Origin of the sequence: Streptosporangium oxazolinicum, assembly GCF_039537505.1 — a bacterium.
GTDB classification, from domain to species: domain Bacteria; phylum Actinomycetota; class Actinomycetes; order Streptosporangiales; family Streptosporangiaceae; genus Streptosporangium; species Streptosporangium oxazolinicum.
In genome coordinates, this window is record NZ_BAABAQ010000013.1 from 24,380 (window position 1) to 41,302 (window position 16,923).

The 16,923-nt window shown below is 73.5% G+C and carries 10 protein-coding genes; 4 read left to right on the plus strand and 6 right to left on the minus strand.

Features of this window, described 5'->3' with window-relative positions:
- Nucleotides 1-12 precede the first annotated feature (12 nt).
- Entirely contained in the window at nucleotides 13-777 is a 765-nt protein-coding gene (locus tag ABD817_RS29705; protein WP_344921525.1) for an SDR family NAD(P)-dependent oxidoreductase, read from the minus strand.
- 114 nt (nucleotides 778-891) lie between these two features.
- Between ABD817_RS29705 and ABD817_RS29710 the strand changes: the two genes are divergently transcribed.
- Complete coding sequence (locus ABD817_RS29710) at nucleotides 892-3,744, plus strand: condensation domain-containing protein (protein WP_344921526.1); 2,853 nt, start codon at nucleotides 892-894, stop codon at nucleotides 3,742-3,744.
- Nucleotides 3,741-4,952: an acyltransferase family protein gene (locus ABD817_RS29715; RefSeq protein ID WP_344921527.1), complete on the plus strand. Its 1,212-nt coding sequence runs from the start codon at nucleotides 3,741-3,743 to the stop codon at nucleotides 4,950-4,952. The genes ABD817_RS29710 and ABD817_RS29715 overlap by 4 nt, the downstream gene beginning before the upstream one ends.
- 85 nt (nucleotides 4,953-5,037) lie before the next feature.
- Here ABD817_RS29715 and ABD817_RS29720 read toward each other — a convergent pair whose 3' ends face one another.
- Nucleotides 5,038-8,511 (minus strand): non-ribosomal peptide synthetase, encoded by a 3,474-nt coding sequence (locus ABD817_RS29720; RefSeq protein WP_344921528.1) that lies wholly within the window; start codon nucleotides 8,509-8,511, stop codon nucleotides 5,038-5,040.
- The gene (locus ABD817_RS29725) at nucleotides 8,508-11,054 is read right to left on the minus strand and encodes a S9 family peptidase (RefSeq protein WP_344921529.1); all 2,547 of its coding nucleotides are present in this window, start codon (nucleotides 11,052-11,054) and stop codon (nucleotides 8,508-8,510) included. The genes ABD817_RS29720 and ABD817_RS29725 overlap by 4 nt, the downstream gene beginning before the upstream one ends.
- Nucleotides 11,055-11,334: 280 nt before the next feature.
- On the opposite strand from ABD817_RS29725, the gene ABD817_RS29730 reads away from it, so the two are divergent.
- Together ABD817_RS29730 and ABD817_RS29735 are read left to right on the plus strand one after the other, a co-directional pair.
- A complete protein-coding gene (locus ABD817_RS29730) occupies nucleotides 11,335-12,546 on the plus strand; it encodes a cytochrome P450 (protein WP_344921530.1) in 1,212 nt (403 codons plus the stop codon).
- Between the two features lie 11 nt (nucleotides 12,547-12,557).
- Entirely contained in the window at nucleotides 12,558-13,715 is a 1,158-nt protein-coding gene (locus ABD817_RS29735; RefSeq protein ID WP_344921531.1) for a winged helix DNA-binding domain-containing protein, read from the plus strand.
- Between the two features lie 185 nt (nucleotides 13,716-13,900).
- Here the strand turns inward: ABD817_RS29735 and ABD817_RS29740 are convergent, their stop codons facing one another.
- The 3 genes from ABD817_RS29740 to pyrF all read right to left on the minus strand — a co-directional run bounded on the left by ABD817_RS29740 (nucleotide 13,901) and on the right by pyrF (nucleotide 16,802).
- Entirely contained in the window at nucleotides 13,901-14,725 is an 825-nt protein-coding gene (locus tag ABD817_RS29740; protein ID WP_344921532.1) for a thioesterase II family protein, read from the minus strand.
- 71 nt (nucleotides 14,726-14,796) lie between these two features.
- Entirely contained in the window at nucleotides 14,797-15,981 is a 1,185-nt protein-coding gene (locus ABD817_RS29745; RefSeq protein ID WP_344921533.1) for a hypothetical protein, read from the minus strand.
- The gene (pyrF, locus tag ABD817_RS29750; protein WP_344921534.1) at nucleotides 15,975-16,802 is read right to left on the minus strand and encodes an orotidine-5'-phosphate decarboxylase; all 828 of its coding nucleotides are present in this window, start codon (nucleotides 16,800-16,802) and stop codon (nucleotides 15,975-15,977) included. Before pyrF ends, ABD817_RS29745 begins: the two co-directional genes overlap by 7 nt.
- Nucleotides 16,803-16,923 lie beyond the last annotated feature (121 nt).

The window sequence follows — 16,923 nt, forward strand, 5'->3', positions numbered from 1 at the left end:
GGCGCTCAAACCTCAGGTGTTCGGCAGGCGCAGGCCGCCGTCCAGGCGGACGACCGCCGCGTTGAGATAGCCCAGCTCGCACACGGCGCGGACCGCCCGCGCGAACTCCACGGGCGTTCCCGGCCGGGGCGGGAAGACGATCTGCCGTACCAGCGGGCGCCGGAACTCCGGCGGGATCGCCGCGAACAGCGGGGTGTCGAACAGGCCCGGTGACAGCGCGCACACCCGTACCCCGACCGAGGCCAGGTCGCGGGCGGCGGGCAGGGTGAGCGCCGCGACCGCGCCCTTGGAGGCGGCGTAGGCGACCTGGCCCGCCTGGCCGTCCTCGGCGGCGGCCGAGGAGGTGTTGACGACCACGCCCCGCTCGCCGTCCTCCAGCGGCTCGGTCGCGGCCATCGCGGCGGCGGCCAGGCGCATCACGTTGAAGGTGCCGACCACGTTGACCGCGAGCGCCCGCTCGAAGGTCTCCAGGTCGTGCGGCCTGCCGTCGAGGCCGACCGTACGGGCGGCGGGCGCGACTCCCGCGCAGCTCACCGCGACGCGCAGCGGTCCCGCGACCCCGGCGGCCACCTCCACGGCGCGCTCGACCGACCCCGCGTCGGTCACGTCGGTCTCCACGAACGTGCCGCCCACCTCGTTGGCCACCGGAGCCCCGGTACCGGCGTCGACGTCGGCCACGACCACGTGCGCGCCGGCCTTGGCGAGCTCGCGCGCGGTGGCGGCGCCCAGCCCTCCGCCGGCCCCCGAGACCAGCGCCGTCACACCCTGCAGCTCCATATCCGTTTCGCCGCCTTTTCGCAATAGAGGGTAAATGCTCTCACTTATCAAGACATATCCTGACGCAAAATTCTGCATTCACGCTGCACCCCACAGACGTGAGGAGCCATTCACATGACGATTTCCAGGAGTGCGGACAATGTGCACGACCTGATCGCCCGCCGCCGGCGCGAACGAGATCGCATCCCGCGACACGCCGTGCCCGATTCGGGGGTGCCGGTCTCCTCCACCCAGGAGCGCATCTGGTTCGGCGAGATGTTCAATCCGGGTTTCGGGTTCTACCACGTGCCCGCCACGTTGCGGCTGCGCGGACCCCTTGACGCCGGAGCCCTCGACCGGGCGCTGTGCGAGGTGATCAGGCGGCACGAGATCCTGCGCTCCACGGTCGAGGAGGTCGACGGCATGCCCGTGCAGCGCGTCGGCGACGCGCCCGCGAGCGTGCTGCGCTCCGTCGACCTGGGGGACGAACCCGGCGCCGAGGCAGAGGCCGCGCGGATGGCCGCCGACGACATCCTGGCCCCGTTCGACCTGCGCCACGGGCCGCTCTGGAGGGCACTGCTGCTCAGGCTGGGGCCCGACGACCACGTGCTCGTGCTCACCTTCCACCACATCGTCTTCGACGACCCGTCCTTCGGCATCGTCGGCCGCGAGGTCGAGGCCCTCTACACCGGGACCGTCGACGGGGCCGAGGGGGGGACGGCGAGCCTGCCGGACCTGGACCTGCAGTACACCGACTTCTCCGTATGGCAGCGCGAGCGGCTGCGTACCGAGGAGGTGCGCTCGCGCCTGGTCGACTACTGGCGGCGGACCCTGGACGGCGTTCCCCGCCTGCTCGACCTGCCCTCCGACCGGCCCCGGCCGCCGCACCGGCGCCGCGCGGGCCGCTTCCACCGCTCCCGGCTGTCCGGCGACGTCGTCGCCGCCGTGCGCGCGGTGGCGCGCGACGAGGGCACCACCCCGTTCACCGTGCTGCTGGCCGCCTACGGCGTGCTGCTGTCGCGCTACGCGGACCAGGCCGACATCGTCACCGCGGTACCCGCCGCCGGGCGCATCCGGCCCGAGCTCGAGGCGCTCGTCGGGTGCTTCATCAACATCATCTGCCTCCGCCTCGACCTGCGCGGGGAGCCCACCTTCCGCGAGCTGCTGCGCCGCGTGCGCCACGCCTCCGTCGAGGGACACGACCACGAGGAGATGCCCTTCGAGGAACTGGTGCGCGAGCTGCACCCGCAGCGGCCCCAGAGCCACACGCCGCTGTTCCAGGCCGGGCTCGGGGTACGCGACAACGACGGGGTCTTCCTGAACCTGCCGGGTGTGCGGGCCTCGGAGTTCGTCCCCGACGTCGAGGTCTCGCACTTCGACCTGATGGTGGACTTCAGCGTCGACGGCGACGGCATGGCGGGCCTGTGGGGCTACAACGACGACCTGTTCGACCCCGCCACCGTCGAGGTCCTCGCCGAGCAGTTCGCGCTCCTGGTCGCCAGGGCCTGCGGCCAACCGGACCTGCCGGTCGGCGACCTCTCCCTTCCCCCCGCCCCCCGGCTCCCGGAGCCCGGCACCGGCGGCGCCGAGGGACCGGCCGCCATCCTGGCCGAACGGGTGCGCCTCGCCCCCGGCTCACCCGCCGTCACCACCCACGCGGGCACCTCCTCCGCGGGCGCGTCCTCGGCCGTCACGCTGACGTACGCCGAGCTCGACGCGCGCGCCGAGACCCTCGCGCCCGCCGTGCGCAGAGGGGCCGAGCCCCCGGCCGCCGACAGCCCCGACCCCGCCGTCTGGCGGTACGCCCACCTCAAGGCGGACGTCCTCGACGGCCGTACGGCGGGCGCGGGCGCCGCGCCGATCGCCGACCTGGCCACGCGGATCGGCCTGGGCGCCGGTGAACGCGCCGACACCGTGCTCACCTTCGCCCCGCCCGCGTCCGTCGCGTTCGCCGACGCCATGCTGCTCGCCCTCCTGCACGGCGCGCACCTGGTGACCGCGCCCCCCGAGGCCGCCCGCGACGCCGGACGGCTGAAGGCCCTGGTCGCGGACGCCACCGTCGTGCACGCCCCGCCCTCCGCGTGGCGGCTGCTGCTCCAGGACGGCCTGCCCGCCGACCGCCCGTTCACCGCGCTCTGCGACGCGGCCACCACCCCGCCCGGCCTCGCGCGGGAGCTGGCCGCCGCGATCCCCACCTGGACCCTGTACGGCGAGCGCTGGGCCGCGGCCCACCGGGTCGACCCGCTCGCCGAACCCCGCAGGGGCGTCCCCCTCGGAGAACCCCTCGCCGGTACGCAGGTCGAGGTCGTCGACCGGGCCGGACGCCCCGGCGCCACCGGCGTGCCCGGCGAGATCCACGTCGGCGGCACCGCCACCGGCGACCGCGGCCGTACCCTCCCCGACGGCTCGATGGAACTGCTCGGCCGCTTCGACCGGATGTTCACCGTCGGCGGGTTCCGCGTCGACACCGACGAGCTGGCCCGCTCCCTGGCCGGTCGCCCCGGCGTGGCCGAGGCAGCCGTGGACGTGCGCCACGACCGGCTCGCCGCGTACGTGGCGGGGGAGGGCATCGACCTCAAGGAACTCACCGCCCACCTGCCCGAATACCAGGTACCCGCCTCCGTCACCGTCCTCGACTCCCTGCCCAGGACCGCCGCAGGCCACCTCGCCCACGAGGAGCTGCCCAGCCCCGACGCCCCCGGCGACGAGGGCGGGCACGTGCCGATCGAGGGCGGCACCGAGGAGGCCGTCGCCGGGATCTGGCGCGAGCTGCTCGGCGTGGAGGAGATCGGGGCCTCCGACGGCTTCCTCGACCTGGGCGGCCACTCCCTCACCCTGGCCCGGCTGAGCCTGCGCTACGAGGTGGCGTTCGGCGTCGAGGTGGAACTGCCCGACCTGCTGCGTCACGCGACCGTCCGGGAGCAGGCGGCGCTCCTCGACGAGCGCCGCGCGCAGGCCGGCCTGGGGGGAGAGGGGGCGGCGTCATGACCTCGGTAGCCGCCACGCCGTCACCGGGCACGATCGATGGCCCGCCGAGGACACGGCTGGAGTCGCTGACCGGGCTGCGGTGGTTCGCCGCGTTCGGCGTGTTCTTCAGCCACGTCGCGATCCTGCTGCCCCTGCCCTACCTCAACGAGCTGTTCGTCCTCGGCACGGCCGGGGTGACGTTCTTCTTCGTGCTGTCCGGCTACGTCCTCACCTGGACGTTCTTCGACAGGGACACCGCGCCGAAGTTCTACTGGCGCCGTTTCGCCAGGATCTGGCCGTCGCTGCTCATCACCACCGTCGCGGCGGTCGCGCTGCTCGTCGGCGGCCAGCTCTGGCCCACCGAGGGCGGCACGTCGCTGGTGTGGTGGACGGTCGCGACGCTGCTCATGGTGCAGGCGTGGTTCCCGTCGTCGTTCCAGGGCGACACCGTGCCGCACACCGTCTCCTGGTCGCTGTCGTGCGAGGCGTTCTTCTACGCGGTCTTCCCCTTCGTGGTGCGCCCGATCGTGCGGCGCACCCTGCGCCAGATGGTGGTGATCGCCGCCGTCCTCGTCGCGATCAGCATCGGCACGCGCGTGTGGCTCTGGCTGGCCAACCCGCGGCTCACCGCGGAGAACTGGTTCACCTCCGACCTGTACTACTTCGCCACCCACTCGCCGATCTCCCGGGTCAGCGAGTTCGTGCTGGGCATCGTGATCGCCGCCGCCGTGCGCCGGGGCTGGCGCAGCCCGATCGGGCTGCGCGCGGCGACCGCGGTCACGATCGGCTACTTCGCGCTGCTGTGGGCGTGGTCCTGGTCCGGTGCGTGGCAGACCGCGCTGGCCGAGACCGCCAACCGGGGCAGCATCGTGGTGTTCGCGCTGCTCATCGCGGCGGCGGCGACCAACGACCTGGCCGGGCGGCGCAGCCTGCTGAGCTCCCGCCCGCTGGTGGCGCTCGGCCAGTGGTCCTACGCCTTCTACCTGATCCACTTCCTGGTGCTCTTCCCCATCGCCAAACACGCGTTCGGGCGGCAGTCGCTCTACGACTTCCCGCAGCCCACCTGGGCGCACCTGCCGTACGCGCTGGCCGGCCTGGTCGTCAGCGTGCTGCTGTCGTGGGGGCTGTACCGGTTGTACGAGTATCCGATCGAGAAGAGACTGCGGGCCCTGCTGCGCCGCGAGCCCAAGACCGCCACCCCCGCCCCGGGAGCGGAACCTTCCATGTGAACGAGTGCCGGGTGGGGCCGTGGTGACCCGCACAGGTCACCACGGCCCCACCCGGCACTCGCGTACGGCTACACGCGCCGTCGGCCTACCCGAGGTCGCGCAGTGCCGAGGCCAGGCCCGCGGCCGTGGGATGTTCCCAGAGCAGGCGGGCCGCGACCGGTCTGCGCAGGCCGCCGCGAAGACGGCCGAGCAACGTCACCGCGAGCCGGGAGTCGCCGCCCGACTCGAAGAAGGCGTCGTGCGGGCCGATCCCCGGCTCGTCCAGCACCCGCCGGAAGGCCTCCAGCACCTCCAGCTCCAGCCGGTCGCGCGGCTCGTCCGACCGGCTCCCGGCGCGGGCGGCCGAGGAGGCCAACCGGCGGCGGTCTATCTTGCCCGCGCTGGTCAGCGGCAGCTCGTCCAGCACGTGCACGGTCCCCGGCACCATGTAGCCGGGCAGCCGCCCGGCCGTCCACGCCCTGGCGTCCTTCGCCGTCACCGGAGAGGGGGGAGCGGACCCTGGGATGGGGGGCGCGCTTCCTGAGCCGGTTCCCGGGCCGGTTCCTGAGGAGGAAATGGCCACATAGGCCACCAGCTGCTCGTCCTCCAGGGCCACCGCCGCGTCGTCCACGCCGGGACAGGCCCGCAGCGTCTGCTCGATCTCACCCAGCTCGATCCGGTAGCCGCGATGCTTGACCTGGTGGTCCACCCGGCCGATGAAGTCGAGGCGGCCGTCGGGGCGTTGCCGCACCAGGTCACCGGTCCGGTAGAGCCGCTCGCCGGACATCGAAGGCGGTGGCCCGCCCGGCGTCGAGGACGGAGGTTCGTCCGGTGCCGTGAGGGGTGGTTCGCTTGATGTCGAGGAGAGAGGTTCGTCCGGTGCCGGTGCCGGTGCCGGTGCCGGCACGTCCGGTGCTGTGGGCGGTGGTCCGGCGAGTGGGACGAAGCGTTCGGCGGTCAGCGCGGGCCGCCGGTGGTAGCCACGGGCCACGCCCGCGCCGCCCACGTGCAGCTCGCCGGGCACCCCCCACGGCGCGACGCGTCCGGCGGCGTCCAGCACCAGCGCGTACGCCCCCGCCATGGGCAGCCCGATCGGCGGTACGCCCTCGCCGGGCGAGCAGTCGGCCAGGGTCGCGATGACGGTCGCCTCGGTCGGCCCGTAGGCGTTGACCATGCGCCGATCGGTGCCCCAGCGCTCCACCAGGTCGGGGGTGCACGCCTCGCCGCCGGTCACCAGCACCCGCAGGCCGGGCAGCGGGTCGTCGCCGGGCAGCGTCGCGATCACCGAGGGGGGCAGCAGTACGGCATTCACCTCGCGCTCCGACAGGCACCTGCTCAGCGCCCGGCCGACGAGGATGTTCCCCGCCTCCGGCACGCACAGGGTGCCCCCGGAGACCAGCGTGGTGAACACCTCCCACACCCAGGCGTCGAAGGTCGGCGGCGCGAACTGCAGCAGCCGCACCCCGGGGCCGATACCCAGCTCGGGAGCGAGGGCCACGACCAGGTTGCAGGCGCCGGAGTGCTCCAGCAGCACCCCCTTGGGCAGGCCGGTCGAGCCCGAGGTGTAGATCATGTACGCCAGGTCGCGGGGTCCGGCCGGGCGGGGCTCGGCGGTCCTGGCGGGGTCGCGCCGGTCGAGGTCGAGGCGGCGTCCGCCGCCCTCCGGCAGGCCGCCGAGGATCTCCCCGGTGCTCACCAGGACGGCCGCCGCCGCGTCGGACAGCAGGTACTCCAGCCTGGGGGCGGGTTGTGCCGGGTCGAGGGCCAGGAACGCGCCGCCCGCGTACAGCACCCCCGCCACGACCGTGACCAGGCGGGCCGAGCGCGGCAGGCAGATCGCGGCCACGGTGCCGGGCCCCACCCCCTCGGCGGCGAGCCATCCGGCCAGCTCCCGGGCGCGCTCGTCCAGCTCGCGATAGGTGAGCCGCCCGTCGTCCCCGTCCACGGCCGTCGCGTCGGGGGTGCGTCCGGCCTGGGCGGCGATCAGCGCGGCGAGGGTGGACCCGGGGGAGTCCAGGTCCACCGCCGGGGGCGGGCCCGCGATCGGGCCCGAGCGGTCGTCGAGCGGCAGATCGAGCACCGGCCGCGCGGGGGAGCGGGCCATCTCGCCGAGCAGCCGGGTCAGGCGGGCGGCCATCAGCTCGATCGTGGCGTGGTCGAAGACGTCGGTGGCGTACGTCAGGGTCGCCTGGAACCGTTCGCCACCATCCCCGTCGCTTTTCCTCATGCCGGTCCCGGTCCCGGTCTCGTCGCCTTCCCCGCTCCTGCTCCCGGTCTCGGTCCCGGTGCCGTCGCCTTCCCCGTTCCCGGTCCGGGCGCTAGTTCCGTCCGGTGCTCCCGTGGTGAGGCGCAGGTCCAGGTCGCAGGCCGTCCGCCGGGCGGCGGGTTCCCCGTCGCCGAGCGGATCGAGACGCAGGCCCGCCGCCTCGTGCGCGACGGGGCGGGGGACGACGCCGTACACCACGTCGAACAGCGCGCCCCGGCTGGGGTCGCGGGGCGGGGCGACGGCGGAGGTCAGATCCTGCAGCGGCAGCCGGTGCCGCCAGGCGTTGTCCGCGGCCCGCCCCAGGCGGGCGGAGAACGTGGCGAGGTCCGGGTCGCCGGACAGGTCCACCGGCAGGGGGAGGAGGTCGTCCAGCGGCCCGGCCGTCCCGGCGAACCCGTTCGGCTCCCCGCCGAGCAGCCCCGAGACGCGGCCGGGGGCGTGCGCGCCGATCGTGAAGCGCTCCTGGCCCGAGCAGCGCGACAGCAGGACGGCGAACGCCGCGAGCACGGCGAGGGAGGGGGCGCCCAGCTCGGGCGGTACGGTCACCTCGAAGCGGTGCGTCCCGCCCGTGCCGGAGCGGCGCCCGGGGCGCGGCCGGTCGGTGGCCGGTTCCAGCGGTGGCACGTCCCGCAGCGCCTCGCGCCAGAACTTCCGCCGGTCCCGGTCCCCGTCCGTCACCTCCGCGCCGGAGCCCTCGGCCGGTGCGGAGTCTGCGGGCGCCGTGTCCCGGCTGCCGGTGATTGTCGCGTCCCGAGCGCCGGGGAGCGACGCGGGTGTGCCGGAGGCCGTCGCATCCGGATGGGGAAAGTCGTCCTCGGCCGGTACGCGGGGCGTGCCGGGCGGGGGCGGGGAGCCGTTCTCGGCTCGGGCCCGGTACAACGCGGCCAGGTCGGCGGCGAGTACGGCGACGGAGCCCTCGTCCGCGACGCACGGGTGCATGCGCAGCACCAGCACGTGCTCCTCGGGACCGAGTTCCAGCAGGGAGACGCGCGCCAGCGGCCCCGTCACCGGGTCGAACGGCCGGGCCTCCACCTCGGCCAGCGCCGCGCCGAGTTTCTCCGGCTCGACCGGCACCGCCCGTGGCGCGGGCAGCGCCCCGGCCGCCACCACCGGGCGGGGCCCGTCGCCACGGGTGGGCAGAGCCCAGCGCAGCACCTCGTGCCGCGCGGCCAGGTCGCCGAGCGCTAAGCCCAGCGCCTTCTCGTCGAGGGGGCCGGTCAGCCGCAGCCGCAGGGAGATCCCGTCCGGTACGGCGTCGCCGCGGATCCGGTGTTCCAGCCAGGCCCGTTCCTGGGCGGGCGAGAAGAGTCTCACCGGTTGCCTCCGGGCAGGTTCAGGCGGAGCCACTCCAGCTCCTGCTCGATCATGCTCTGGAAGTTCGCGGGGGAGATCATCGAGTACGGCATGTGCGCCTCGCCCCAGTAGCTGACCAACCGCACCTTCTTGGCCTGCCTGGCCAGCGCGGTGTACATCTCCTCGGAGCCGGTGTGGGTCAGGTAGTCACGCTCGCCGTGCAGCATGAGCACCGGCGTCTTGATCTTGCCCGCGTGCAGGAGCGGGCTGTTGCGCACGTACCGCTGCGGGTCCTCCCACGGCGGCTTGCCCAGCCCGAACTCGAAGGCCGGGTCCTCGATGTAGGCGGGCGCGAACCACTCCTGGGCGCGCGGCGTGTAGCGGAAGCGGGAGTCGAACACGCCGTAGCTGCTGATCACGTCGGAGAAGCCGGAGATCGCGATCGCCGCCTTGAACCGGTCGGTCCGCGTCACGAGGCTGTGCACGTTGTAGGAGCCGAAGGAGTGCCCCAGCACCGCGAGCCGCTTCGGGTCGGCCACGCCCTCGTCGATCGCGGCGTCCACCGCGTTCATGATCGGTTTGGTGGGCCACGTCATCGGCTCGGCCGCGGCCTCGCCCTGGGGGCGGGGGATCGAGGGGACGAGCACGGCGTAGCCGCGGGCCGCGAGGAACTGCAGGGTGAGGTAGCTCGGGTTGTTCACCTGGAACTCCGGCACGTCCTCCAGGGTGGAGACGATCCGGGTGCCGTACACGTTGACCACGAGCGGGTGGCGCTGCCCGTCGCGGTGGCCCGGCGGCAGCAGCAGCGCGCCGGTCAGCTTCTCCCCGTCCGCCCCCTTGTAGGTGATGAGCTCGCGCTTCGGGGGGATCACCTGGGCGAGGTGGCCGTTCAGCGACAGCCGCTGGGTGTGGCGGCCCGCGTGGGAGGTCCACAGCGCGGTGCCCTTGTCACCGCCCGCCCCGAAGACCGCGGTGCGGTTCGCGGGGGAGTACCCGGCGACGCCCGCGTCGGGGTGGGGCAGCGGGAGCGGGGTCAGCACGGGCGAGGCGCCGGGGGCGAGCTCGTACAGGCCGCCCTTGGTGTCGCGCGCCAGCACCAGGGGGAAGTCGCGGTCGAGGCGGGGGTTGGCCGGTTCGGCGCCGCCCCGGTCGGTGGGCCGCACGCCGTTGCGCCGCACGCCGTCGTCCAGCGGCCAGGCCAGTTCCGCGAGCGGGGCGGCGCCGGTGGCGTTGAGGTCGCGTGCCTGCCCGGTGCGCGGGTCGATCAGCCAGGCGCGCCCGTCGGCCACGCCCAGCACACCGCCGGGCACCGGTACCAGCTCCAGCGGCGGGACCTTGAACCGCGAGGTCAGGTCGCGCGGCGCGGCGGCCGGGTCGGCGGGGTTGAAGGCCCACCAGTCCTGGCGGGCCGCCGGGTTCGCGGCGTCGGCGGCTTTCGCCCCGCGGACCAGCGGGGTTCCCGCCCCCCACAGCAGGCCCGTCGCCACTAGCCGGTCGGCGGCCAGCGGCGCGGCCTTCCCCCCGGCGGCGGGGACGAGGTAGGCGGTGAACGGGTCGGGCGTCTCGGGGGTCGCCTTGCCGACGACCAGCAGGTTGGCGCCGTCGGCGGCCCAGCGGGGCTGCACGGTGACCGAGGGAGTCGGCACGTCGCCCACCAGGCGCGGCTGCCCGCCGGAGGTGGAGGCGATCGCCAGCTGGGTGCGCCGCTCCAGGACGCGCTTGAGCTGTCCGGCGCGTGCCGGGGTGGGGCCGAGGTCGTCCACCCGGGCGATGAGCCGCCCGGTCGGGTCCGCCACCAGGTTGCCCGCCGTGTAGGTGCGGGCCGGGCCCGCCGAGGTGATCTTCCCGGTGACGGCGTCGACGACGGCGATCTCCTCGTCCAGTTTGTCCTGGCCCTGGGTGGCGGAGCTGTCCAGCACGAAGGCGGTGGTCTCCTTGCCCCGCTCGACCTTGGCCCACTGCTTCGGGGCGACGCGCTGGGCCTCCAGCCACTGCCCGTACTCCAGCGTCCAGCGTCCGGCGTTCACCATCGGGGCGATCACCCGCCGGGAGTCCAGCCACTGGATCAGGTAGCCCGACGCGTTCGTCATCGTCTGCACCCCTCGCGGGGTCAGCTTGCGGGTCTCGCCCGTTTCGCGGTCCCACACGTGCAGGAACACGTCATCGCCGCCCCGGGTGGAGGCGAAGGCCAGCATGCGCCCGTCGGGCGACCACACCGGGTTGTAGTGGCCGGTGCCGTCCTTCACGCCGTGCGTCACGTCGCGTGCCGGGCCCTGGCCGTCCGCTATCCAGATGTCCGCGCGCTCGTTTCCGTCGACAAATGATGCGCCATATCTGCTCGACTCGCTCGGCCCGCGTTTCACGACCGCCGCCACCGCTTTACCGTCGGGGGACGGGACGACCTGGCCGAGTTTCTTCGTGGTCATGAAGTCCTGCATCGAGAACGGCCGCGCGGCCCCCGGGGCGGCGGATCGTTCCGCCGACGGGGAGGCCGGTGGCGAAGCGCCTCCCACCAGGGCGGCGGCCGTGAGCAACGACAGGACGAGCTTGACACGTAGCACCATGGGAGGACGATAACCATGTCGCCGGAAACGCGGAAAAACGCCCGGACGGGTCTCCGGCGGGCGGCCTATAATCCCGCCCTCGCCTTAATCGGGGCGTCCTGCGGGTTAATCGGGACCGCCCCGCTGGTAATCAGGCTTGTCTCACTGATAATCGGGCCCATCGGTAATCGGGCCCGCTGGTAGTCGGGTCCATCGCCAACCGGGCCCGCCGGTAATCGGGTCATCCCGCCGGCGAGATGACTTCTGCCGGAAAATTCTCCGAGGAATGGGAAGTTCCTAAATGACTGATGTCGATCTGGCCGATGCCGATCTGCACGTCGGTGACAGACCCCACGAGGTCTTCCGCCACCTGCGAGACAACGACCCGCTCTACTGGAACCCCGACGGCAAGGAGCCCGGCTTCTGGTCGGTCACCCGGTACGAGGACTGCGTGAACGTCCAGAAGGACCCCCAGACCTTCAGTTCCAACCAGACCAACACCCTCGGCCCGCATCGCAACACCGGCGACCAGGGATCCGGCAAGATGATCAACACGACGGACCCGCCCCGGCACACCGAGCTGCGCAAGCTGGTCAACAAGTGCTTCACCCCCCGGGCGATCGCCGCCCTGGAGCCGTACCTGCGCTCGGTCGTCAAGGACGTGTTCGCCGACGCGCTGGAGCAGGGAGAGTGTGACTTCGCCACCGTCGTGGCGGCCCTGCCCGTCGCGGGCATCTCCGCGCTGCTGGACGTGCCGCGCCAGGACTGGGACCTGATGCTCAGGCTCACCTCCACGGCGTTCGGCTCGCACGACAGCGAGTACCAGATGACCTCCGACGTGCGCGCCAACGCCGCCCAGGCGCACGGCCAGCTCCTGCTGTACTGCCAGGGCCTGGTGGAGAAGCGCCGCAGGTCGCCCGGCGACGACATCGTGAGCCTGCTCGCCCGCTCCCAGGACGCGGGGGTGCTGAGCGAGGAGGAGTGCCTGCTCTTCTTCGACGTGCTGATGCTCGGCGGCAACGAGACCACCCGGCACGCCGCCGTTGGGGGGCTGCTCGCCTTCATGGAGCACCCCGACCAGTGGGACCGGCTGCGCAAGGAACCCGAGCTGGTGCCCAACGCGGTGGGCGAGCTGTTGCGCTGGACCTCGCCCAGCCGCCACGTGCTGCGCCGCGCCGCCCGCGACACCGAACTGCACGGCAAGACCATCCACGCGGGTCAGGACGTCGTCATCTGGCACACCTCCGCCAACCGCGACGAGCGCGTGTTCGACTCCCCGGAGGTGTTCGACGTCGGGCGCCCGCGCAGCTCCCGCAGCGGGCACGTCGCGTTCGGCTCCGGCCCGCACTTCTGCCTGGGAGCCGCCCTCGCCGAACTGGAGCTCACCGTCTTCCTGGACGAGCTCGCGAACTCGGTGTCGGGGGCCGAGCTGCTCGGGCCGCCCGACTATCTGCGCTCTCCCGTCATCAACGGCGTCAAGCACGTCCAGGTTCGGCTCCATCCCATGGGGTAGAGGCACCGACCATGAGTTCACTCACCTGGGATCAGGTCCACGCGCGACGGCTGGCCCGCCATCACCTCGTGAAACCCGTCTCCGGCGACCTGCGCAAACCCGTGCGCGACGTGTGCGGGGTGCAGTCGCAGGTCGCCGCCGCGGCCGAGCTGGCCATCGGGTCACGGGTGAAGGGCGCCACGCAGGAGCAGGTGCGCGCGGAGCTGTACGACAAGAAGCGCCTCGTCAAGACGTACAGCCTGCGCGGCACCCTGCACGTGCACGCCGCCGACGAGCTGGCGCTGTGGATGGCGGCCATGCGCTGGAAGCCCTACTGGCGCGCCAAGGACAGCTGGCACGCCCACCACGGGCTCACCGCCAAGCAGGGCGAGGCGTTCGTCGACGCGGTCCGCGAGGCGCTGGACGGCGAGTGCCTGACCCGCGAGGAGCTGGCCAAGGAGGTCTCCGGGCGCGTCGGCGCGTGGGCCAAGGACAAGCTCGCCTCCAACTGGGGCGAGCTGCTGCGTCCCGTCGCCTACCTCGGCGTGCTCTGCTTCGGGCCGGTACGGGGAGCCAAGGTCACCTACGTCAGGCCCGACCGGTGGGCGGGGCTGAAGACTGAGGTCAAGGACCAGCCCGACCCCGAGGAGTCGGCGATGGAGATCGTGCGCCGCTACCTGCGCGCGTACGGCCCCGCCACCCACCAGGACCTGGCCCGCTGGTTCGCGCTCAGGCCGCCCGAGGCGCGCGAGGCGCTGGAGTCGCTCGGCGACGAGGTCGCCCAGGTCGAGGTCGAGGGGCGCAAGGCGTACGTCCTGGCCGCCGACGAGAGCCGCTGGCCGTCCGACCCGAGCTGCCTGCGGCTGCTGCCGCAGTACGAGGCGTACGTCCTCGGCAGCGGTCCCAAGGAGGTCGTCGTGCCCAAGGACACCGCCGCCCGCGTCTTCCAGCACGGCCGGGGCAAGTACGAGGGCGCGGTCGCCCACCAGATCATGCTGGTCGACGGGGTCGTGTCCGGGATGTGGGAGCGCAGGGAGAAGGGCGGCAAGGTCGAGATCAAGCTGGAGTCGTTCGTGAAACTGGACTCCGGCCAGACCAAGGAGCTGGAGCGGGAGGTCGAGCGCGTCGGCCGCTTCTACGGCGCCGAGGCCACCCTGTCCATGGGCAAGCTCACCGGCAAGAAGCGCTGAGGTCCTCCCGGTCCTCCCGGTTCTCCCAGGAGACCCGCTGACCGGTGGGGGAGTCCGGGAGTCCCGCCCGTCGGCGGGCACCGGGTTTTCCACTCAGCCGGGTCGCCCGTCCGTACAGGGGTTCGCGCACGGCTTGACCCGTTCGGCCGTGGTCCCCGCATCCCTCTCCGGGCGGCCCCCGCCCCTCAGCGGCAGGTGCCGAGGTCTCCCCGTATCGCGCGAAGCATCGCCCGGCGCTGGGTGTGGATGAAGAAGTGCCCGCCCGGCAGCAGCCGCAGCCGGAACGCCGCCCCCGTCTGCGCGCTCCACGCGCCCAGCCCGGCCGCCGTCGTGGTCGGGTCCCCGTTCCCGCCGAACACCGAGATCGGGCAGGCCAGGGGTGGCTCCTCCTCGTGCACGTACGACTCCGCCGCGTTCAGGTCCGCCCGCAGCACCGGCATGATGAGGCTCATCAGCTCCGCGTTGCCGATCACCTCGGGCGGGATGCCGTCCAGCCGGTGCAGGACCCGCATCAGGTCCTCGTCGCCGAGCTGCCCGAGCCGTGGCATGCCGTCGCGGACGTGGGGGGCGTTCCAGCCCGACACGAACAGCCGTCCGGGACCGGGCAGCCCGCGCGAGCGCAGCCGCCGCGTCACCGTGAACGACACCAGCGCGCCCATGCTGTGCCCGAACAGCGCGAACGGCAGCGGGTCCAGGCGTGACAGCCCGTCGATCACCGGATCGACGATCATCGACAGCCTGTGTAGGGGCTTCTCCGAGATGCGGGTCTCCCTGCCCGGCGAGCGCACCGCCCACAGTTCCACGTCACCGGGGAGCAGGTCGGCCCAGCCGCGGAACGTCGTGGCGCCGCCTCCCGCGTTGGGCACACAGACCAGCCGCGCCCGGGGCCGTTCCGGCCGGTGCAGCGGCACCAGCCAGCTCGCGGGATGGAGAGCGGGGGCTGTGGGGGTCTTGGCAGGCACAGAACGCGGGGAGGTCATCGAGGTCGTCGAGGTCACGGAAGAGGTCATGGAAGTCGCAGACGTCGTGGGGGTCGGGGAAGCCTGAGAAGCCGGGGAAGTCGGGGAAGCCGAGGAAACAGTCATCGCGGAACCGCCAGGGATCGTGCGGAGTCCCGGGCCCGCTCGCAGGCGGCGACCAGGTCCGCCAGGGACTCGGGGGGGAACATGTGCGCCGCGTCGCCCGGCCGGTACATTTTCCCGGGCTTCAGGCACGACTCGATGAGCAGCCCGTCCGCGCCGTACGCCGAGGCCGCCAGCGAGGCCGGAGCCACCAGCGAGGCCGAGCCGGTGCTGTGGCTGGGGTCGAAGACCACCGGCAGGTCGGTACGGGCGCGCAGCGCGGCGATCGCCCCGAACCCGGGCTGCGGCGGGGTGCCCCAGGCGCCCGCGCAGAGCACCACGGCAGCGTTGCCCCGGGTGAGGACGAACTCCGCCGCCCGCAGCCAGTCGTCCAGGCTCGCCCGAGGCCCCCGCATCAGCAGCACCGGCCTGGGCTGGGCGCCCAGCTCGGCCAGGAGCGGGCGGTTGTCCAGCTGCCGCCCGTCCACTTGCAGGCAGTCGGCTACCTCGGCGACCGCCTCCACCTCGCGCGGGTCGCACACCTCGGTGATCACCGGGATGGCCGCGGCCCGCCGGACCTCCGCGAGCGCCTCCAGGCCCCGCCTGCCTTTGCCGGGGAAGTGGTAGGGACTGCTGCGCGTCTTGGACAGCCCGGCCCGCAGGGCGTGCGCCCCCCGCGCCTTGACCGCCAGGGCCGTCTCGACCGCGTCCTCGGCCGACTCCAGCGCGCACGGTCCCGCCGCCCACCACAGCCGAGGCCCGCCGACCACCCCGCCCTCGACGGCCCGCCCGGAAGCCGGGGAGACCGCCGAGGGGCCGGAACGCCGCGGCTCGGACCATCCGGCATCGGACCATCCGGTACCGGAGCGCGAGGGCCCGGACCGGGAAGGCCCGGACCCCGGAAGTTCGGAGCGCGAAGGCCCGAACCCCGGGAGCCCGGACCGGGAAGGAGGGCCGATCGTCACCTCGCGCGGTGCCACGCCGCTGTCCCGCCGTACCAGCCAGTGGCCGTCGGGGGTCGGGCGGCGGGCCAGCACGGCGGGCGAGGCGGGTACGCGGGCGAGGGACTCGTCGCCGCTCACCACGACGAAGACCCTCCCGGCCAGGCTGATCGGCCAGGCGGTGACGTCCTCGTGCGCCCCGGTCAGCGCGGCCACCTCCTCGGCGACCTCGGCGGGGGTGCCGGGCCGAAGCTCGATCAGCACGCCGGGACCTCCGCGCCGATCTCCTCCCGCCAGGCCATGATGCTCGCGCTCAGCGCGGCGACGTCGGGTCCGTGCCGCAGCACCCCGGTCGTGACCGGCAGGACGGCCCGGCCCGGGGCCTCGGCGGCGACGGCGACGAGGTCGCGGGTCTCGCGCCCGGCCCTGCCGAGGCCCGGCAGTTCCACGACCGCCGACGGCATGCGGGCCACCAGGTCGAGGGCCTCCTCGCGGGCGGCCCCCACCACGGCCGCGGCCGCCACGCCGTGCTCGTCGTTCCATGCCCGCACCTCGTCGGCGGTGCGCTGCGCGACGGTGCGCGATCCGGTCACGGCGCCCTGCACCCCGCCCGCGGCGTGGTTGGAGGTGCGTACGAGCACCATGACCAGCGTTCCGCTGTCCCGGGCCCGGCGCAGCAGGGGGTCGAGGGCGGCGAAGCCCATGAACGGGTTCGCCGTCACCGCGTCGCCGCCCAGCACGCTGCCGGGCCCCAGGTAGAGATCGGCGTAGGAGTCCATGGTGTCGTCGGCGTCGCACACCTTCGCGTCCAGCACGGCCAGCGAGCCCCGCTCGTGGACGCCGTCGACGACCTCGCGCAGCAGGTTCGTGCCCGGAGTGCCGAAGCGGGTGAAGAACGGCACCTGGATCCGGTAGACGGACACCCGCTCGCCCGCGGCCTCCAGCACCACCGAGCACATCCGCCGGGCCCCGTCCACGTCGTCGCCCATCCGCCACGCCTCCAGCCACTTGGGGGAGGGGGCGATCCCCAGGCAGAGGGCGGATCGGGTCGTGAGCAGGTTGGTCCATATCGGTACGGCAGCCATGCACCCATTGGACACACTCCCGCCGGGGACCGTGTCGCGCCCGCCCGTGGGTGAGGCCCCGTCGGTTAGAATCTCCGCCCCTCGTGGCGCTGCGGACACCTATTAATCTACATTGTAAAGG

Excerpts from the sequence above, each read along its gene's own strand:
- ABD817_RS29725 (WP_344921529.1), bottom strand. The coding sequence starts at position 11,054 with ATGGTGCTACGTGTCAAGCTCGTCCTGTCGTTGCTCACGGCCGCCGCC.
- ABD817_RS29740 (WP_344921532.1), bottom strand. The coding sequence starts at position 14,725 with ATGACCTCTTCCGTGACCTCGACGACCTCGATGACCTCCCCGCGTTCT.
- ABD817_RS29710 (WP_344921526.1), top strand. The coding sequence starts at position 892 with ATGACGATTTCCAGGAGTGCGGACAATGTGCACGACCTGATCGCCCGC.
- pyrF (WP_344921534.1), bottom strand. The coding sequence starts at position 16,802 with ATGGCTGCCGTACCGATATGGACCAACCTGCTCACGACCCGATCCGCC.
- ABD817_RS29715 (WP_344921527.1), top strand. The coding sequence starts at position 3,741 with ATGACCTCGGTAGCCGCCACGCCGTCACCGGGCACGATCGATGGCCCG.
- ABD817_RS29705 (WP_344921525.1), bottom strand. The coding sequence starts at position 777 with ATGGAGCTGCAGGGTGTGACGGCGCTGGTCTCGGGGGCCGGCGGAGGG.
- ABD817_RS29735 (WP_344921531.1), top strand. The coding sequence starts at position 12,558 with ATGAGTTCACTCACCTGGGATCAGGTCCACGCGCGACGGCTGGCCCGC.
- ABD817_RS29730 (WP_344921530.1), top strand. The coding sequence starts at position 11,335 with ATGACTGATGTCGATCTGGCCGATGCCGATCTGCACGTCGGTGACAGA.